Below are 14,219 nucleotides of genomic sequence, written 5' to 3'. Positions count from 1 at the left end.
TCACGAGGTTGTCGTAGTCGTCGGGAGAATTGACCCGACGGTCCAGGGCTGCTCGACGACCCGGAGGTGACGAGTGTCCAACCCGATGGCCGGTGGCGGCATGGGCGGCTGGAGCATGCTCCGGTCGATGCGTGACCGCGATCAGGTTTCCACCCACCAGCTCAAGCACGGCACCGCCAAGCGGATCGTCGCGTTCGCCCGGCCGTACCGGCGCGACATCGTCGTCTTCCTGCTCACCGTGGTGATCGCCGCGGTGGTCGGGGTGGCCACCCCGCTGCTCGCCGGTGACGTCATCGACGCGATCGCCAAGGGCGGTCCCGACGCGCGCTCGACGGTGGTCCGGCTCGCCCTGATCATCGCGGCGCTGGCCGTCGCCGACGCGCTCTTCTCCCTGGCCCAGCGCTGGTATTCGGCCCGGATCGGCGAGGGCATCATCCTCGACCTGCGGACCCGGGTCTACGACCACGTCCAGCGGATGCCGCTGCAGTTCTTCACCCGCACCCAGACCGGTGCGCTGGTCAGCCGGCTGAACAACGACGTGCTCGGCGCCCAGCGGGCGTTCACCTCCACCCTGTCCGGGGTGGTCAGCAACGTCATCCAGTTGGTGCTCACCGCCGGCGCGATGCTCATCCTCTCCTGGCAGATCACCCTGCTGGCGCTGGTGCTGCTGCCGATCTTCATCATCCCGGCCCGCCGGGTCGGCCGGCGGCTCGCCGAGATCACCCGCGAGTCGTACAACCTCGACGCGAAGATGAACGCGACGATGACCGAGCGGTTTGGGGTGGCCGGCGCGCTGCTGGTCAAGCTCTTCGGCTCGCCCGAGGTGGAGGCACGCCGGTTCGCCGGCCGCGCGGAGCGGGTCCGGGACATCGGCATCCAGTCCGCCATGTACTCGCGGACCTTCTTCGTGGCCATGCTGCTGGTCGCCTCCCTCGCGCAGGCCCTCACGTACGGCCTGGGCGGTTGGCTCGCCGTCACCGGCGCGGTCAGCGCCGGCACCGTGGTCAAGCTCGCGCTGCTGCTCACCCGGCTCTACGGGCCGCTCACCGCGCTCTCCAACGTCCGGGTCGACGTGATGAGCGCGCTGGTCTCCTTCGACCGGGTCTTCGAGGTGCTCGACCTGCGGCCCGGCATCGAGGAGAAGCCCGCCGCGGTGCCGGTGCCCCGGGGCAGCGGCCGGGTCGAGTTCCGGGACGTGCGGTTCCGCTACCCGAGCGCCGCGGAGGTGTCGCTGGCCTCGCTGGAAGAGGTCGCCACGCTGGACCGGACGGTCAACGAGCCGGTGCTCAAGGGCGTCTCGTTCAGCGTCGATCCCGGGCAGATGGTGGCCCTGGTCGGTCCCTCCGGCGCCGGCAAGTCGACGCTGTCCATGCTGATCTCCCGGATCTACGACGTATCCGACGGGCAGGTGTTGGTCGGCGGCGTCGACGTCCGGGACGCCACCCTCGCCTCGCTGCGCGACGAGATCGGCGTGGTCACCCAGGACTCCCACCTGTTCCACGAGAGCATCCGGGAGAACCTGCGGTACGCCAAGCCGGAAGCCACCGACGACGAGATCTGGGCGGCCCTCGCCGGCGCGCAGGTGGCCGACCTGGTCCGCTCCCTGCCCGACGGGCTCGACACCACGGTCGGCGAGCGCGGCTACCGCTTCTCCGGCGGCGAGAAGCAGCGCATCGCCATCGCCCGGCTGCTGCTCAAGGCCCCGTCGATCGTCATCCTCGACGAGGCCACCGCCCACCTCGACTCGGAGAGCGAGGCGGCCGTGCAGCGGGCGCTGTCCGTGGCGCTGACCGGGCGTACCGCTCTGGTGATCGCGCACCGGCTCTCCACCGTCCGGGATGCCGACCAGATCCTCGTCCTCGACGAGGGGCGGATCGTCGAGCGCGGCCGGCACGAGGAACTGGTCGCCGTGGGCGGCCTCTACGCCGAGCTCTACCGCACCCAGTTCGCGGTGGCCGACTCGCCGGCCCCGTACGCCGAGCCGGACCAGCCGGAGCCGGTGGTCACCACCGTGCCGCTCGGCACGTACGTGGCGCAGGAGGCGCTGCCGCCGGCCGCGGCCAACTAGCCGGAGACTCGGCGCCGACCGGAGCGGCTCGTCAGGCGTTCGTCGCCACGTACAGCTCGCCGAAGGCGGCGCCGAGCGTTTCCGGCGTGAAGTGCGCGTTCAACCCGCTGGGGTTGGGCAGCACCCACAGCCGGGCGCCGCCGAGCGGCTCCGGCTGCGGGCCGAAGCCCGCCTTGGGCCGCGCGAAGCCCACCCGGTACGCGGTCACCCCGACCACCGCCACCCAGCGCGGCCGGTACCGCTCGACCTTGCCGGTCAGCACCTCCGCGCCGCGTACCAACTCCTCGGCGGTCAGCTCCTCGGCGCGGGCGGTGGCCCGGGCCACCATGTTGCTGATGCCCAGGCCGAGGGCGAGCAGCGCATCCTGCTCGCTGGGGTGCAGCTGGCGCGGGGTGAAGCCGCCCCGGTGCAGCGCCGGCCAGAACCGGTTGCCCGGCCGGGCGAAGTGCCAGCCGGTGGCCGCCGACCAGAGCCCCGGGTTGATCCCGACGAACAGCACGTCCAGGCCGGGCGCGATCAGGTCCGGCAGCAGCTTGCCGGCGGCCGCCGCGAGCTGCTCCTTCGTCGGGCGGGGATACCGCGGTGCGGCCGGCGGCTCGGCTGTCCGGCCCGGGCCGTCCCCGCTGGCGCGGGACGCCCCCGCCCGGCTCGCACCGGCCGTGCCGAACCGGGTCGCCGCCGTCCGGGCCCCGTCCGGCGGGCCCGCCCCGGACCCGCGCCGCCCTGCCGTCACAGCCCGCGCAGCGCGCCGCCGTCGACCGGCACGGTCACCCCGGTCACGTAGCTGGCGGCGGGGGAGAGCAGGAACGCCGCGACCCGGCCGAACTCGCCCGGATCGCCGAGCCGGCGCAGCGGGATGTCGGCCTCCGCCTCGGCCCGGGCGCGCTCCGGGTTGCCGCTGGCCGCCAGGAGTTCCTTGTTGCGGTCGGTCATGATCCGCCCCGGTAGCAGCGAGACCACCCGTACCCCGCGCGGCCCGTACTCGTCGGCGATGTCCTTGGCCACGCCGGCCAGACCGGGGCGCAAGCCGTTGGAGATGCCAAGACCGGGCAGCGGGCTCCGCGCCGAGGTGGAGAGGACCAGCCCGATCACGCCTCCGTCGGGAAGCGCGGCGGCGACCTTACGGGCGGTGCGGACACTGCCCAGGAAGATCGTCTCGAAGGACTCCCGCCACTGTTCGTCGGTCACCCGGGCCGCGCTGCCCGGCGGCGGCCCGCCCACCGAGATCAGTGCCCCGTCGAGCCGGCCGAACCGCTCGCACGCCAGCGCGACCAACCGCTCCGGGGCACCCGGGTCGGTCAGGTCGGCAACCAGGCCGATCGCCCGCTCCGGCCCGCCGAGCGCCTCGACCGCTGCGGTCACCCGTTCCGGGGTGCGGGCGGAGATCACCACCCGCGCCCCGTCGGCGACGAGTTGCTCGGCGGTGGCGAAGCCGAGGCCACGGGAGGCGCCGGTCAGCACGTACACCCGGTCGGCGAGTCCGAGATCCATGTGTCCGATCCTGCCGTACCCGGAACCGGCTGTCAGCGGTGGGCCGGACGGAGCAGGCGTACCCGACCGGCGAGCTGCACCGCGACGGCGCCGCCGGCCCGGGCGACGGCCGGCAGCCGGCGGGGGCGGGGTGTGGTGCGGCCGTCGTAGCGGGTGGTGGCCTCGCGACTGGCCAGCTCCTCCGCGCCCAGCGCTGGGAGCCTGCCGTGGTCGCGCAGCTCCCGGGCCAGGTCCCAGCCGTCGCGTAGCGACCCGTTCGTCGGCCGGCCGGCCGCCCATTCGGCGAACGTGGCCGACCAGCCGGCGCCGAGGCCGGCGGCGAGCAGCGGCCAGTGCCGGGCCACGTCGCCCGCGCGTTTACGCAGCAGGGCCCTGCGGGCCGCCGCCACCGGCCCGGGGGCGAACCCGGGCGGCAGCGGCCCACCGGCGACCAACGCCGCGACCAGCTCCGCCTGTCGTGCGGCCAGGCCCTCGCCCGAATCGGCCGGGGCGGCACCGGGCGCGGGCGGCGGCCCGGCCGGGGGAGCGGCGGGTCGCGTCGCGCCCGGGGCGGCCGGATCCGCCCCGGCGGCGCGGTCGCGGCGGGTGCGGGTCATGTGACCACCGGATAGCCGGAGGCGGCGGCGAGCGCGTCCAGCTCGCCGCGCAGCTCGGCAGCGGGCGGGTAGTGGCCGTCGCGTTCCAGCAGCAGCGCCGGGGGCCGGCGCCGGACGCACAGCTCACCGACCAGATCGAGCACCTCGACGGGGACGGGGTCGGTGTGCGTGTCGTGGTAGAAGTTGCCCTGCTCGGCGCCGCCGGCCACGTGGACGTAGGCGACCCGGTCCAGCGGCAGCCGGTCCAGCAGCGCGCGGGGGTCGCCGCCCCGGTTACGGGCGTTGGCGTGCACGTTGGCGAGGTCGAGCAGCAGTAGCGCCCCGGTGGCGTCGAGGATCTCGGTGAGGAAGTCGGCCTCGTCCAGCTCGTCGTCCGGCCAGTCGAAGAGCGCGGCGATCGGCTCGAGGGCGAGCGGCACCGGCAGCTCGGCCTGCGCCCGCCGCACGTTCGCCACCACCGCGGCGACCGCCTCCCGGCTGCGCGGCAGCGGCAGCAGGTGACCGGCCTCCAGACCGCCAGCCCGGACGAACGCGATGTGCTCGCTGACCAGCGGGGCGTTCACCGCCGCAGCCACGCCGGCCAGGTGCGCCAGCCGGGCCGGGTCGACCGGTTCCGCACCGCCGAGGGAGAGCTTCACCCCGTGGGGTACGACGGTGACCCCGCGCTCGCACAGCTCGGCGAGGCCGTCGGGGAGCGGGCCGGCCGGGTTGACCGTCTCCGCCACCACCTCGACGAAGCGCAGCCCGGGCAGGCCGGCCACGAATCCGGCGATCTCCGGTCGCCACCCGACGCCGACCCCGTACGGCCCGGTCGGGGTGGGCTCCGGCGAGGCGCTGGTCATCCGCCGCACCCGCCGCCACCGCATCCGCCGCCGCCCCCACAGGAACTGCCTCCGCCGCACGAGCTCCCGCTGCTGCAGGAGCTGCTCGAACCGGCCGACCCAGCACCGCTCGCGCCGAGCGCCTGGCGCTGGATCTCGGCCTGGTCGGCGAAGCCCGGATCCATGGCCCAGATGGTGGCGGTGCCGAACAGCGCCACGCCCATCGCCGCGGCGGACGGGCCGTACGTGGCGTACGCGGGTGCGGCGGAGGGTCGCAGCCAGGTGTGCCGGTTGCGCAGCTCGTGGAGAGCCCGGTCGGCGGCGCGGGTGCGCCGGGGCACCCGGGCGAGCAGCAGGAAGGCGATGAACAGCGGCACCAGGCTGAGCAGGAGGAAGCCGGCCGGCCGCCCGTTGGACAGGCCGACGAACGCCCGGATCACCCCGAGCGCCAGGAGGGCGGCGATCAGCATCGGCCCGCGCCGCAGGGCGTTCCGCTGGTCCGGTCCGAGCGCCAGGCCGCGCTGCTGGAGGCCGTCGCGGAGCTGCTCGAGGGCGCGGGTGACCCACTCGTCGTGGCGTAGCTCCCGGGAGTGCACGCCGCGCGCGGCGGCGTTGAAGATGGCCTGGTCGAGCGGGGTTACCCCGGCTGGCAGTGAGCCGGCGGTGGTGAGCCGCCGGTCGGGGGTCACGGTCACCACGCCGGCGTGGCGCAGCCCGCCGAGCGCCGTCCAGACCGCCAGCTGGTCGCCGCCGTTGAGGTACGCGGCCTGTTGCGGCCCGAGCTGCGCGGCGCCCCCGTCGACCGGAGTGCCGGCCAGGGCGCGGAACCGGTGCACCAGGGTCCCCACGACCAGCACGGCCGCGGCGAGGAGGTACCAGCGCAGGAAGACGGGGCCGGGGATGCCCCAGGTGTCGCCCGGTGCGGCGAGGACGGTCATTCTCTCTGCTCCTGTCGCGAGGGGGTCGCGGCCCATTGTGGAGCAGACCCGCCAGGGGGCATCCGGCCCGTCGACCGAGCTGCCGGACCGAGATTCGGCGCGGGCGGTCAGTGGCGGCGGACCGCCTCCTCGACCAGGTCGAGGACCCGCCCCAGGTCACCGGCCGGGCGGCCCATCGCCAGGTGCAGCACCAACCCGTCGTACGCCAGCTCCAGGAACTGGGCCAGCACGTCGATCGGCACGTCGTCGCGGAGCACCCCCGCCTCCCGCTGGCGGAGCAGGCGTTCCCGGGTGGCCTCGGCGATCGCCGCCGAGCGCTCCGCCCAGCGCTTGGCGAACGCCGGGTCGGTACGCAGCCGCCGAGAGACCTCCAGCTGGCTGCCGAGCCAGCCGGTGGTGTCCGGGGAGACCGCCCGGGCCAGCAGGTCCCGCATCACCTGGACCAGGCCGTTGCGGGCGACCGTCTCCACCATGACCGCCGCGTCGTCCTCGGCGACGGCGAGGAAGAGCGAGTCCTTGTCGCGGAAGTGGTGGAAGATGGCGCCTCGGGACAGCCCGGTGGCCTCCTCCAGGCGGCGGACCGTGGCACCCTCGTAGCCGTGCCGGGCGAAACAGGCGCGCGCGGCGGCGAGGATCTCCTGCCGGCGCGCGTCGAGCTGGTCCTGGCTTACTCTGGGCACGCACCGATCGTCCCAGGTGGGTCCCGCCGATGCAAACCGTACGTACGGCTTGAGATGCGCTTTCGCATGATCACCCCGGGATCCCGCCCCGGTTAGGATCGGCCTATGACCGCGCCCGCCCACCCGCTGACCGTGGCCGCCGTGCAGGCCGAGCCGGTTCCCGGCGACGTCGCCGGCAACGCCGCCACCGCCGCCCGCCTCGTCGGCCGGGCCGCCGGCACCCGGATCGTCGTGCTGCCGGAGCTGTTCCTGCCCGCGTACCACCCGCCGACCCTCGCGGCCGACCCGGCCGGCACCCACGTGGCGGCCGACGCGGACGGCTGGGTCGACGACCCGCGGCTCGACCCGCTGCGGCAGGCCGCCCGGGACGGTGGGACGACCGTGGTGGTCGGGGCAGCGGTCCGGCACCCCGACGGGCGACGCACCATCTCCTCGCTGGTGGTCGACCCGGCCGGCGCGGTGCGGGCGGCGTACGACAAGCAGCAGCTCTGGGGCGGCGAACGCGAGCTGTTCGACCCCGGCCGGCGCGGCGCCACCCTGCTGGTCGACGACTGGCGGTTCGGTCTCGGCATCTGCTACGACGGCTGCTTCCCCGAGCACGGCCGGGCCGCCGCCGCCGACGACGCACACGGCTACCTCTGCCCGAGCGGCTACCTGGCCGGCTCGGAGCACCGCCGCGACCTCTACTACGCCGCCCGGGCCCTGGACAACACCATGTACGTGGTCTTCGCCAACGCGGTCGACGGTGCCGACCCGTGGCGGTTCAACGGCGGTGCCGCGGTGTACGACCCGGAGGGCCGACCCCTCGCCCGGGGCGCGGACACGGGGGAGGACGTGCTGGTGGCCACCCTCGACCCGGCCGCGCTGGCGGCCACCCGCGCCGCGCACACCATGCTCACCGACCGCCCTGCCGACCAGGGGCTTCCGCGGGTGGCCGTGCGCGCCTGACAAGGCGCGGTCGCCGGCCCTGTCGGCCGGACACCTTGGTCCCGTAAGGTCTCCGCGTGCCGTTGCTCCTGCTCGATCTGGACAACACCGTGCTGGACCGGGATGGGCCGTTCCGCGCCTGGGGAAAGCGCTTCCTGGACGGCATCGGCGCCCCGCCCACCGACCTCGACTGGCTGGTCTCCGTCGACGCGGACGGACTGACCGACCGGTGGGACGTCGCCGACGCCATCCGCGACCGGTACGAGCTGCGGATCCCCTCCATCGACCTGGTCGAGGAGCTGCACGAGGGGTTGGTGGCCCACACCCGGCTGGACCCGCTGGTCGCCTGCGCGCTGCGGATCGCCGACGACGCCGGCTGGGTGCCGGTGGTGGTCACCAACGGCGCGGTACGCCAGCAGGACGCGAAGATCCGCCGCACCGGCCTCGACCGGTACGTCGCCGACTGGGTGATCTCCGAGGAAGCCGGGGTCAGCAAGCCCAACCCGAGGATCTTCGCGCTCGCCGCCCAGCGGGCCCGGATGCCGCTGCGCGGCGCCTGGGTGGTCGGGGACAGCCCGGAGGCGGACATCGGCGGGGCGACCTCGGTCGGCCTGCCCAGCGTCTGGCTGCACCGTGGCCGCCGCTGGTCGGACAACCGGTTCGCCCCCACCCGCACGGTGGACGGGCTGATCGCCGCGGTGGCCACCGTACTGGCCGGCTGACCGCCGTCATCCGCGCGGCGTAAATCGGTTGACCCGCCCGCGTCCGGCGGTGAGCATGGTGCCGCGCAAGGGCGCAGCCGGGCGGTGCCCGGTCGAGGAGAGGAGGTCGGTCATGGCCGTCTTTGCAGGGTCGTTCCACCTGCCTCCACCAGCCTCGATCGAAGGATCAACCCACCCGTGCGTGATAACGACTTCCCGGCGCCGCAGCGCCGTGGCCGCGGCAAGAGCCGCTTCGACGACGACGAACCGTACTTCCTGAAGCGGGGCCGGCACGCCGAGCCGGCCCTCGCCGAACCCGAGGACGAGCCCGTCCCCGAGGACCGCTGGTCCTCCTGGGACGAGGCCGTGCACGGGCCCGAGCCGCATCCCGCGTGGCTGGTCACGGAGCTGGCCGCGAAGGACACCGAACTCGGCGTGCTGAAGACCGGCAAGGAGGCGGACGTCCATCTGGTCCGCCGTGCCGTGCCGGGCACCGACCGCTCCTGCCTGCTGGCGGCCAAGCGCTACCGGGATGCCCAGCACCGGCTGTTCCACCGCGATGCCGGTTATCTGGAGGGGCGCCGGGTCCGGCGGTCCCGGGAGAACCGGGCGATGGCCGGGCGGACCGCGTTCGGCCGGCAGATGATCGCCGGGCAGTGGGCGGCGGCCGAGTTCGCCGCCCTGGCCCGGCTCTGGGAGATCGGCGCCGCCTCCGGGCGCATCGCCGTGCCGTACCCGGTCCAGCTGCTGGGCACCGAACTGATGCTGGAGTTTGTCGGGGACGTCGAGGAGGGGCAGGCCGCGCCGCGGCTGGCCCAGCTTCGCCCCGAGGGCGTCGAGCTGCGCGACCTGTGGGAGCAACTGGTCGACGCCCTGGTCGTGCTGGCCCGGGCCGGGTACGCGCACGGCGACCTGTCCCCGTACAACCTGCTGGTGCACCGGGGGCGGCTGGTCATGATCGACCTGCCGCAGGTGGTCGACGTGGTGGCCAACCCGCAGGGGCCGGAGTTCCTGGCCCGGGACGTCCGGGTGGTCGGCGCCTGGTTCACCGCCCGGGGTCTGCCCGCCGCGGACACCGATCCGGTCGAGTTGACCGAGTTGCTGCTGCGGGAGGCGGGGATCCGCTGAGCGCGCCGCGTCCCGGGCGGGTGCTGTCCCGCCCGGGACGCCGGTGCGTGGTCCGTCGGCCCGGCCGCCGGCGCTGCCACCGCCTGGTGCCGCCGGGACCGCCGGTCACTGGAGGTAGCGCTCGACCTCCGTGACCGGGCGTGCGCCCTGGGCCTCCGGGTCACCGTGCGCCTGGCGGGCCGCCCGGCGGCGGCGCAGCAGGTCCCAGCACTGGTCGAGGGACTCCTCCAGGGCCCGCAGCCGGTCCCGGGCCGTGTCGTCGGTGCCGGCCTCGTTCTCCTGCGCGGCCGCGCGCAGCCGGTGCTCCTCGTCGACGAGTTCGGAGATCCGGTTCAGGATGGTCTTGTCGTCCATGCCCCGAAGCTTGGCACAGGGGGCGGTGCCGCGCCCGGGTTCTCCTCGCTGCGCGCCGCTGGGCCGGCTCGCAGCGCCATGATCAGGTTCGCTTGAGTGAAGGTCCGGACGCTGCTAGCGTGCGCCGGTGTCGATCGGATGGGTCGATGTACGCCATCGGGCACGTGACCGAATGGCCGGCCAGGATGGTGTGATGGGTTCCCGTAGTAGGAGTCTCCGTACCGGGTTGTTCGCCCTGCTCGTGTCGCCGGTCGCGCCTCGGTCCGGCCCAGGCCCGGCCGGGGCGGCGTCTTCCTGCTCGGCGTCAGGGGCATCCGGGGACGACCCGGTGAACGTGACGCAGACGCCGGCGGGAACAAGGCCCAGCGTGTCCGGACTGTCGGCGGGTGACCGGGAGCGACTGCCGGCGCGGCTGTCGCCGGCCGTCCGCATGGGACGGAGCACGGTGGACGCGCCGGTGGCGGCCGCCCGCCAAGCCGAGACCGGCGCGGCGGGCCGTGCGCCGGGCATCTCCCACGAGCAGGCGACCTGACGGGGCCGCCGAACCGGCGCATCCCAGACGAGCACGGCACACCAGCAGGGGAAAAGAGGACGACGAGTGGGGCAGCAGACGGCTTCGAGCGCGGATCTGACATGGCTGCTGGATGACCTGGTCGGCCGGGTCAAGCAGGCGGAACATGCCGTGGCGCTCTCCACCGACGGCCTGTTGATGGCCGCGTCCCGGGGGCTGAGCCGGGACGACGGCGAGCATCTGGCGGCGATGGCGGCCGGCATCCAGAGCCTGGCCCGGGGCGCGGGCAAGCACTTCGGCGGCGGCCAGGTGCAGCAGACGATCATCGAGATGCAGTCGTCGTTCCTCTTCGTCACGGCGGCCGGGCGCAACGCCTGCCTGGCCGTGCTGGCCGCCGAGGACGCCGACGTCGGCCTGATCGCGTATGAGATGGCGATGCTGGTCACCCGGGTGGGCCGGTTCGTCGCCACGCCGACCCGGGAACCTGCCACCGGGGAGAGTCCGGCGCGATGACCGGCCGGACCGCAGCCGACTGACGAGGCCCCGTACGACGCCGACGGGCCCCTCCCCGCAAGCGCGGGAAGGGGCCCGTTCCGGGGTACGCCGTCAGCTGGCGATCATGCGACGCAGCACGTACTGCAGGATGCCGCCGTGCCGGTAGTAGTCCGCCTCACCGGGGGTGTCGATCCGGACCACGGCGTCGAACTCCACACCGGTGTCGGTGGTGACCTTCACCGTACGCGGGGTCTCGCCGTCGTTCAGCGCGGTCACGCCGGCGATGGAGAAGGTCTCCGTGCCGGTGAGCCCCAGCGACTCGGCGGTGGTGTCGACCGGGAACTGCAGCGGCAGCACCCCCATGCCGATCAGGTTCGAGCGGTGGATCCGCTCGTACGACTCGGCGATGACCGCCCTGACCCCGAGCAGCATGGTGCCCTTGGCCGCCCAGTCGCGGGACGAGCCGGAGCCGTACTCCTTGCCGGCCAGGATGACCAGCGGGACGCCCGCATCCTGGTAGGCCATCGCGGCGTCGTAGATCGAGGTCTGCTCGCCGGTCAGGTGGTTGACCGTGAACCCGCCCTCGACGCCCGGCACCAGCTGGTTGCGCAGCCGGATGTTGGCGAAGGTGCCCCGGATCATCACCTCGTGGTTGCCCCGGCGGGAGCCGTACGAGTTGAACTCGTGCCGGGCGACGCCGTGCTCGGCCAGGTACTTGCCGGCGGGGGAGTCCGCCTTGATCGAACCGGCCGGGGAGATGTGGTCGGTGGTCACCGAGTCGCCCAGCTTGGCCAGCACTCGGGCGTCGGCGATGTCCCGCACCGGCTTCGGGTCCCGCTCCATACCCTCGAAGTACGGGGGCTTGCGGACGTAGGTGGACTCGCCGGCCCAGGCGAAGGTGTCGCCGGTCGGGGTCGGCAGCGACTGCCACCGCTCGTCGCCGGCGAAGACGTCGGCGTACGCGGAGCTGAAGCCGGTGGCGCCGATCGCCGAGGCGATGACGTCCTGGATCTCGGCGCTGTTCGGCCAGATGTCCCGCAGGAACACCGGGTTGCCCTGGCTGTCCTCACCGATCGGCTCGTTGGCCAGGTCGATGTCCATGGTGCCGGCGAGCGCGTACGCGACCACCAGGGGCGGGGACGCCAGGTAGTTCATCTTGACGTCCGGGTTGATCCGGCCCTCGAAGTTCCGGTTGCCGGAGAGCACCGAGACGACAGCGAGGTCACCCTCGTTGACCGCGGCGGAGACCTCCTCCGGCAGCGGGCCGGAGTTGCCGATGCACGTGGTGCAGCCGTAGCCGACCAGGTTGAAGCCGAGCTTCTCCAGGTAGGGGGTGAGGCCGGCCCGGTCGTAGTAGTCCATGACGACCTTGGAGCCCGGTGCCAGGGTGGTCTTCACCCACGGCTTGCGGGACAGGCCCTTCTCCACAGCGTTGCGAGCCAGCAGCGCGGCGCCGATCATGACCTGCGGGTTGGAGGTGTTGGTGCAGGAGGTGATCGCCGCGATCACCACGGCGCCGTGGTCCAGCTCGTACTCGACGCCGTCGGCGCCGGTGACCCGGATCGGGTTGGTGGCGCGGCCACCGGCACCCGCCGCGGCGGTCTCCAGGTCGCGCGGCTCGTCGGCCGGGTCGCTGAACTCGTTGGCCGGCGGGTCGCTGGCCGGGAACGACTCGGCGCTGGCCTCGTCGGCCGGGCCGGCGGCGCCGCGGGGCAGCTGCTCGCGCGCCACGCCCGGCCTGAGCTCCTTCGCCACGCCGGCGGCCTCCTCGGCCACGTAGTCGGTCAGCGCGGAGCGGAACAGCGTCTTGGCACTGCCCAGCGGCACCCGGTCCTGCGGGCGCCGGGGGCCGGCCAGGGACGGCTCGATGGTGCCGAGGTCCAGCTCCATGCGCTCCGAGTACTCCGGCTCGCGGGCCGGGTCGTGCCAGAGGCCCTGCTCCCTGGCGTACGCCTCGACGAGCGCGACCTGCTGCGGGTCGCGGCCGGTCAGCTCCAGGTAGCGGACGGTCTCGGCGTCGACCGGGAAGATCGCCACGGTGGAGCCGTACTCCGGGGACATGTTGCCGATGGTGGCCCGGTTGGCCAGCGGCACCGCGCTCACACCGGGGCCGTAGAACTCGACGAACTTGCCGACCACGCCGTGCTTGCGCAGCATCTCGGTGATGGTCAGCACCAGGTCGGTGGCGGTGGTGCCGGCCGGCATCTCGCCGGAGAGCTTGAAGCCGACGACCCGCGGGATCAGCATGCTGACCGGCTGGCCGAGCATCGCCGCCTCGGCCTCGATGCCGCCGACGCCCCAGCCCAGCACGCCCAGGCCGTTGACCATGGTGGTGTGCGAGTCGGTGCCGACGACCGTGTCCGGGTACGCCTGGCCGTTGCGCTCCATGACCGTACGGGCCAGGTACTCGATGTTGACCTGGTGCACGATGCCGGTGCCCGGCGGGACGACCTTGAACTCGTTGAACGCGGTCTGGCCCCAGCGCAGGAACTGGTAGCGCTCCTTGTTGCGTTCGTACTCCAGCTCGACGTTGCGCTGGAAGGCGTCCTCGCGGCCGAACAGGTCGGCGATGACGGAGTGGTCGATGACCAGCTCGGCCGGGGCGAGCGGGTTCACCTTGGTGGCGTCGCCGCCGAGGTCGCGGACGGCCTCCCGCATGGTGGCCAGGTCCACGACGCAGGGCACGCCGGTGAAGTCCTGCATCAGCACCCGGGCCGGGGTGAACTGGATCTCCACGCTCGGGTCGGCGGTGGGGTCCCAGGCGCCGAGCTGGCGGATGTGGTCGGCGGTGATGTTTGCGCCGTCCTCGGTCCGCAGCAGGTTCTCCAGCAGGATCTTCAAGCTGTAGGGCAGCCGGTCGTGGCCCTCCACCTTGCCGATCTTGAAAATCTCGTAGCTCGCGTCTCCGACGCGTAGCTGGGTCTTCGCACCGAAGGTGTCGAGGCTCGCCACGTCGTACTCCTTCACACCAGCGACCGTGAGTAGTCCTGAGCAGTCTGTCGCACCGGCCCAGGTGTTGCCGTGGTTAGGCGACACTTACCTGCGCTCGGCGCTCAACAAAACCGTACGTCCGTCTTGCTACTCGCGCAACTTCGTGCCAGGGTTCGGGACGAGGAGGTGCCATGATGATCCATCACGTCCTGCTCGCCTGCCCACGGGGCTCCGAGGAGACGTCCCGGGCCTTCTACGTCGGCCTGCTCGGCCTCGTCGAGAAGGCCAAGCCGCCGGTCCTCGCCGCCCGTGGTGGTTGCTGGTTCACCGGGTACGGCGCGGAACTGCACCTCGGCGTCGAGGACGACTTCCGGCCCGCCCGCAAGGCGCACCCGGCCCTGCTCCGCCCCGACCTCGACGCGCTCGCCGCCCGGCTGGTCGCCGCCGGCCACCCCGTGTTCTGGGGCGACGAGGAGATCCCCGGCATGCGCCGATTCCACACCCACGACCCGCACGGCAACCGCCTGGAGTTCCTCGCCCCCGCCGCCTAATGGGAGCTGTCGGGTCAGCCGTTGGCA

Annotated in this window: 15 protein-coding genes; 7 read left to right on the top strand and 8 right to left on the bottom strand. The window is 73.6% G+C overall.

What is annotated here, in order from left to right; genetic code table 11:
* Positions 1-85: 85 nt before the first annotated feature.
* Positions 86-2,068 carry an ABC transporter ATP-binding protein gene (locus A6A27_RS29760; RefSeq protein WP_073837997.1) on the top strand — a complete coding sequence of 661 codons (1,983 nt, stop codon included), beginning with the start codon at positions 86-88 and terminating at the stop codon, positions 2,066-2,068.
* Between the two features lie 31 nt (positions 2,069-2,099).
* On the opposite strand, the gene mug is transcribed toward A6A27_RS29760, so the two are convergent.
* The 6 genes from mug to A6A27_RS29730 all read right to left on the bottom strand — a co-directional run bounded on the left by mug (position 2,100) and on the right by A6A27_RS29730 (position 6,594).
* A complete protein-coding gene (mug, locus tag A6A27_RS29755) occupies positions 2,100-2,600 on the bottom strand; it encodes a G/U mismatch-specific DNA glycosylase (protein WP_073837996.1) in 501 nt (166 codons plus the stop codon).
* Between the two features lie 197 nt (positions 2,601-2,797).
* Positions 2,798-3,559 carry an SDR family oxidoreductase gene (locus A6A27_RS29750; RefSeq protein WP_073837962.1) on the bottom strand — a complete coding sequence of 254 codons (762 nt, stop codon included), beginning with the start codon at positions 3,557-3,559 and terminating at the stop codon, positions 2,798-2,800.
* A gap of 32 nt (positions 3,560-3,591) precedes the next feature.
* The gene (locus tag A6A27_RS29745) at positions 3,592-4,155 is read right to left on the bottom strand and encodes a hypothetical protein (protein WP_241825517.1); all 564 of its coding nucleotides are present in this window, start codon (positions 4,153-4,155) and stop codon (positions 3,592-3,594) included.
* Positions 4,152-4,997, bottom strand: coding sequence for a DUF692 domain-containing protein (locus A6A27_RS29740; protein WP_073837994.1), 846 nt, complete (start codon positions 4,995-4,997; stop codon positions 4,152-4,154). The genes A6A27_RS29745 and A6A27_RS29740 overlap by 4 nt, the downstream gene beginning before the upstream one ends.
* Complete coding sequence (locus A6A27_RS29735) at positions 4,994-5,914, bottom strand: TIGR04222 domain-containing membrane protein (protein ID WP_073837961.1); 921 nt, start codon at positions 5,912-5,914, stop codon at positions 4,994-4,996. The genes A6A27_RS29740 and A6A27_RS29735 overlap by 4 nt, the downstream gene beginning before the upstream one ends.
* Before the next feature lie 107 nt (positions 5,915-6,021).
* A complete protein-coding gene (locus A6A27_RS29730) occupies positions 6,022-6,594 on the bottom strand; it encodes a TetR/AcrR family transcriptional regulator (RefSeq protein WP_073837960.1) in 573 nt (190 codons plus the stop codon).
* A 105-nt stretch (positions 6,595-6,699) separates the two neighbouring features.
* On the opposite strand from A6A27_RS29730, the gene A6A27_RS29725 reads away from it, so the two are divergent.
* From A6A27_RS29725 to A6A27_RS29715, 3 genes are all read left to right on the top strand, one after another.
* Positions 6,700-7,542 (top strand): carbon-nitrogen hydrolase family protein, encoded by an 843-nt coding sequence (locus tag A6A27_RS29725; RefSeq protein ID WP_073837959.1) that lies wholly within the window; start codon positions 6,700-6,702, stop codon positions 7,540-7,542.
* Positions 7,543-7,598: 56 nt separating this feature from the next.
* Positions 7,599-8,243, top strand: a complete 645-nt coding sequence (locus tag A6A27_RS29720) for an HAD family hydrolase (RefSeq protein WP_073837958.1) — start codon at positions 7,599-7,601, stop codon at positions 8,241-8,243.
* Between the two features lie 177 nt (positions 8,244-8,420).
* The gene (locus A6A27_RS29715) at positions 8,421-9,350 is read left to right on the top strand and encodes an RIO1 family regulatory kinase/ATPase domain-containing protein (protein WP_073837957.1); all 930 of its coding nucleotides are present in this window, start codon (positions 8,421-8,423) and stop codon (positions 9,348-9,350) included.
* A gap of 105 nt (positions 9,351-9,455) precedes the next feature.
* On the opposite strand, the gene A6A27_RS29710 is transcribed toward A6A27_RS29715, so the two are convergent.
* Complete coding sequence (locus A6A27_RS29710) at positions 9,456-9,704, bottom strand: DUF2630 family protein (RefSeq protein ID WP_073837956.1); 249 nt, start codon at positions 9,702-9,704, stop codon at positions 9,456-9,458.
* Positions 9,705-10,032: 328 nt separating this feature from the next.
* Here A6A27_RS29710 and A6A27_RS43585 point away from each other — a divergent pair, with 328 nt between their 5' ends.
* Both A6A27_RS43585 and A6A27_RS29705 read left to right on the top strand, forming a co-directional pair.
* Complete coding sequence (locus tag A6A27_RS43585; RefSeq protein WP_143194244.1) at positions 10,033-10,236, top strand: hypothetical protein; 204 nt, start codon at positions 10,033-10,035, stop codon at positions 10,234-10,236.
* Positions 10,237-10,302: 66 nt separating this feature from the next.
* A complete protein-coding gene (locus tag A6A27_RS29705) occupies positions 10,303-10,728 on the top strand; it encodes a roadblock/LC7 domain-containing protein (protein WP_073837955.1) in 426 nt (141 codons plus the stop codon).
* A 93-nt stretch (positions 10,729-10,821) separates the two neighbouring features.
* On the opposite strand, the gene A6A27_RS29700 is transcribed toward A6A27_RS29705, so the two are convergent.
* The gene (locus A6A27_RS29700) at positions 10,822-13,677 is read right to left on the bottom strand and encodes an aconitate hydratase (RefSeq protein WP_073837954.1); all 2,856 of its coding nucleotides are present in this window, start codon (positions 13,675-13,677) and stop codon (positions 10,822-10,824) included.
* A gap of 158 nt (positions 13,678-13,835) precedes the next feature.
* Between A6A27_RS29700 and A6A27_RS29695 the strand changes: the two genes are divergently transcribed.
* On the top strand, positions 13,836-14,192 hold the full coding sequence (locus A6A27_RS29695) for a glyoxalase (protein WP_073837993.1): 357 nt from the start codon (positions 13,836-13,838) through the stop codon (positions 14,190-14,192).
* The last annotated feature ends 27 nt before the right edge of the window (positions 14,193-14,219 follow it).

The sequence above is a fragment of the Micromonospora sp. CB01531 genome (genome assembly GCF_001905095.1).
GTDB lineage: Bacteria > Actinomycetota > Actinomycetes > Mycobacteriales > Micromonosporaceae > Micromonospora.
Note: the sequence above shows the minus strand (reverse complement) of the source record. Positions and strands in the feature narration are given on the sequence as shown.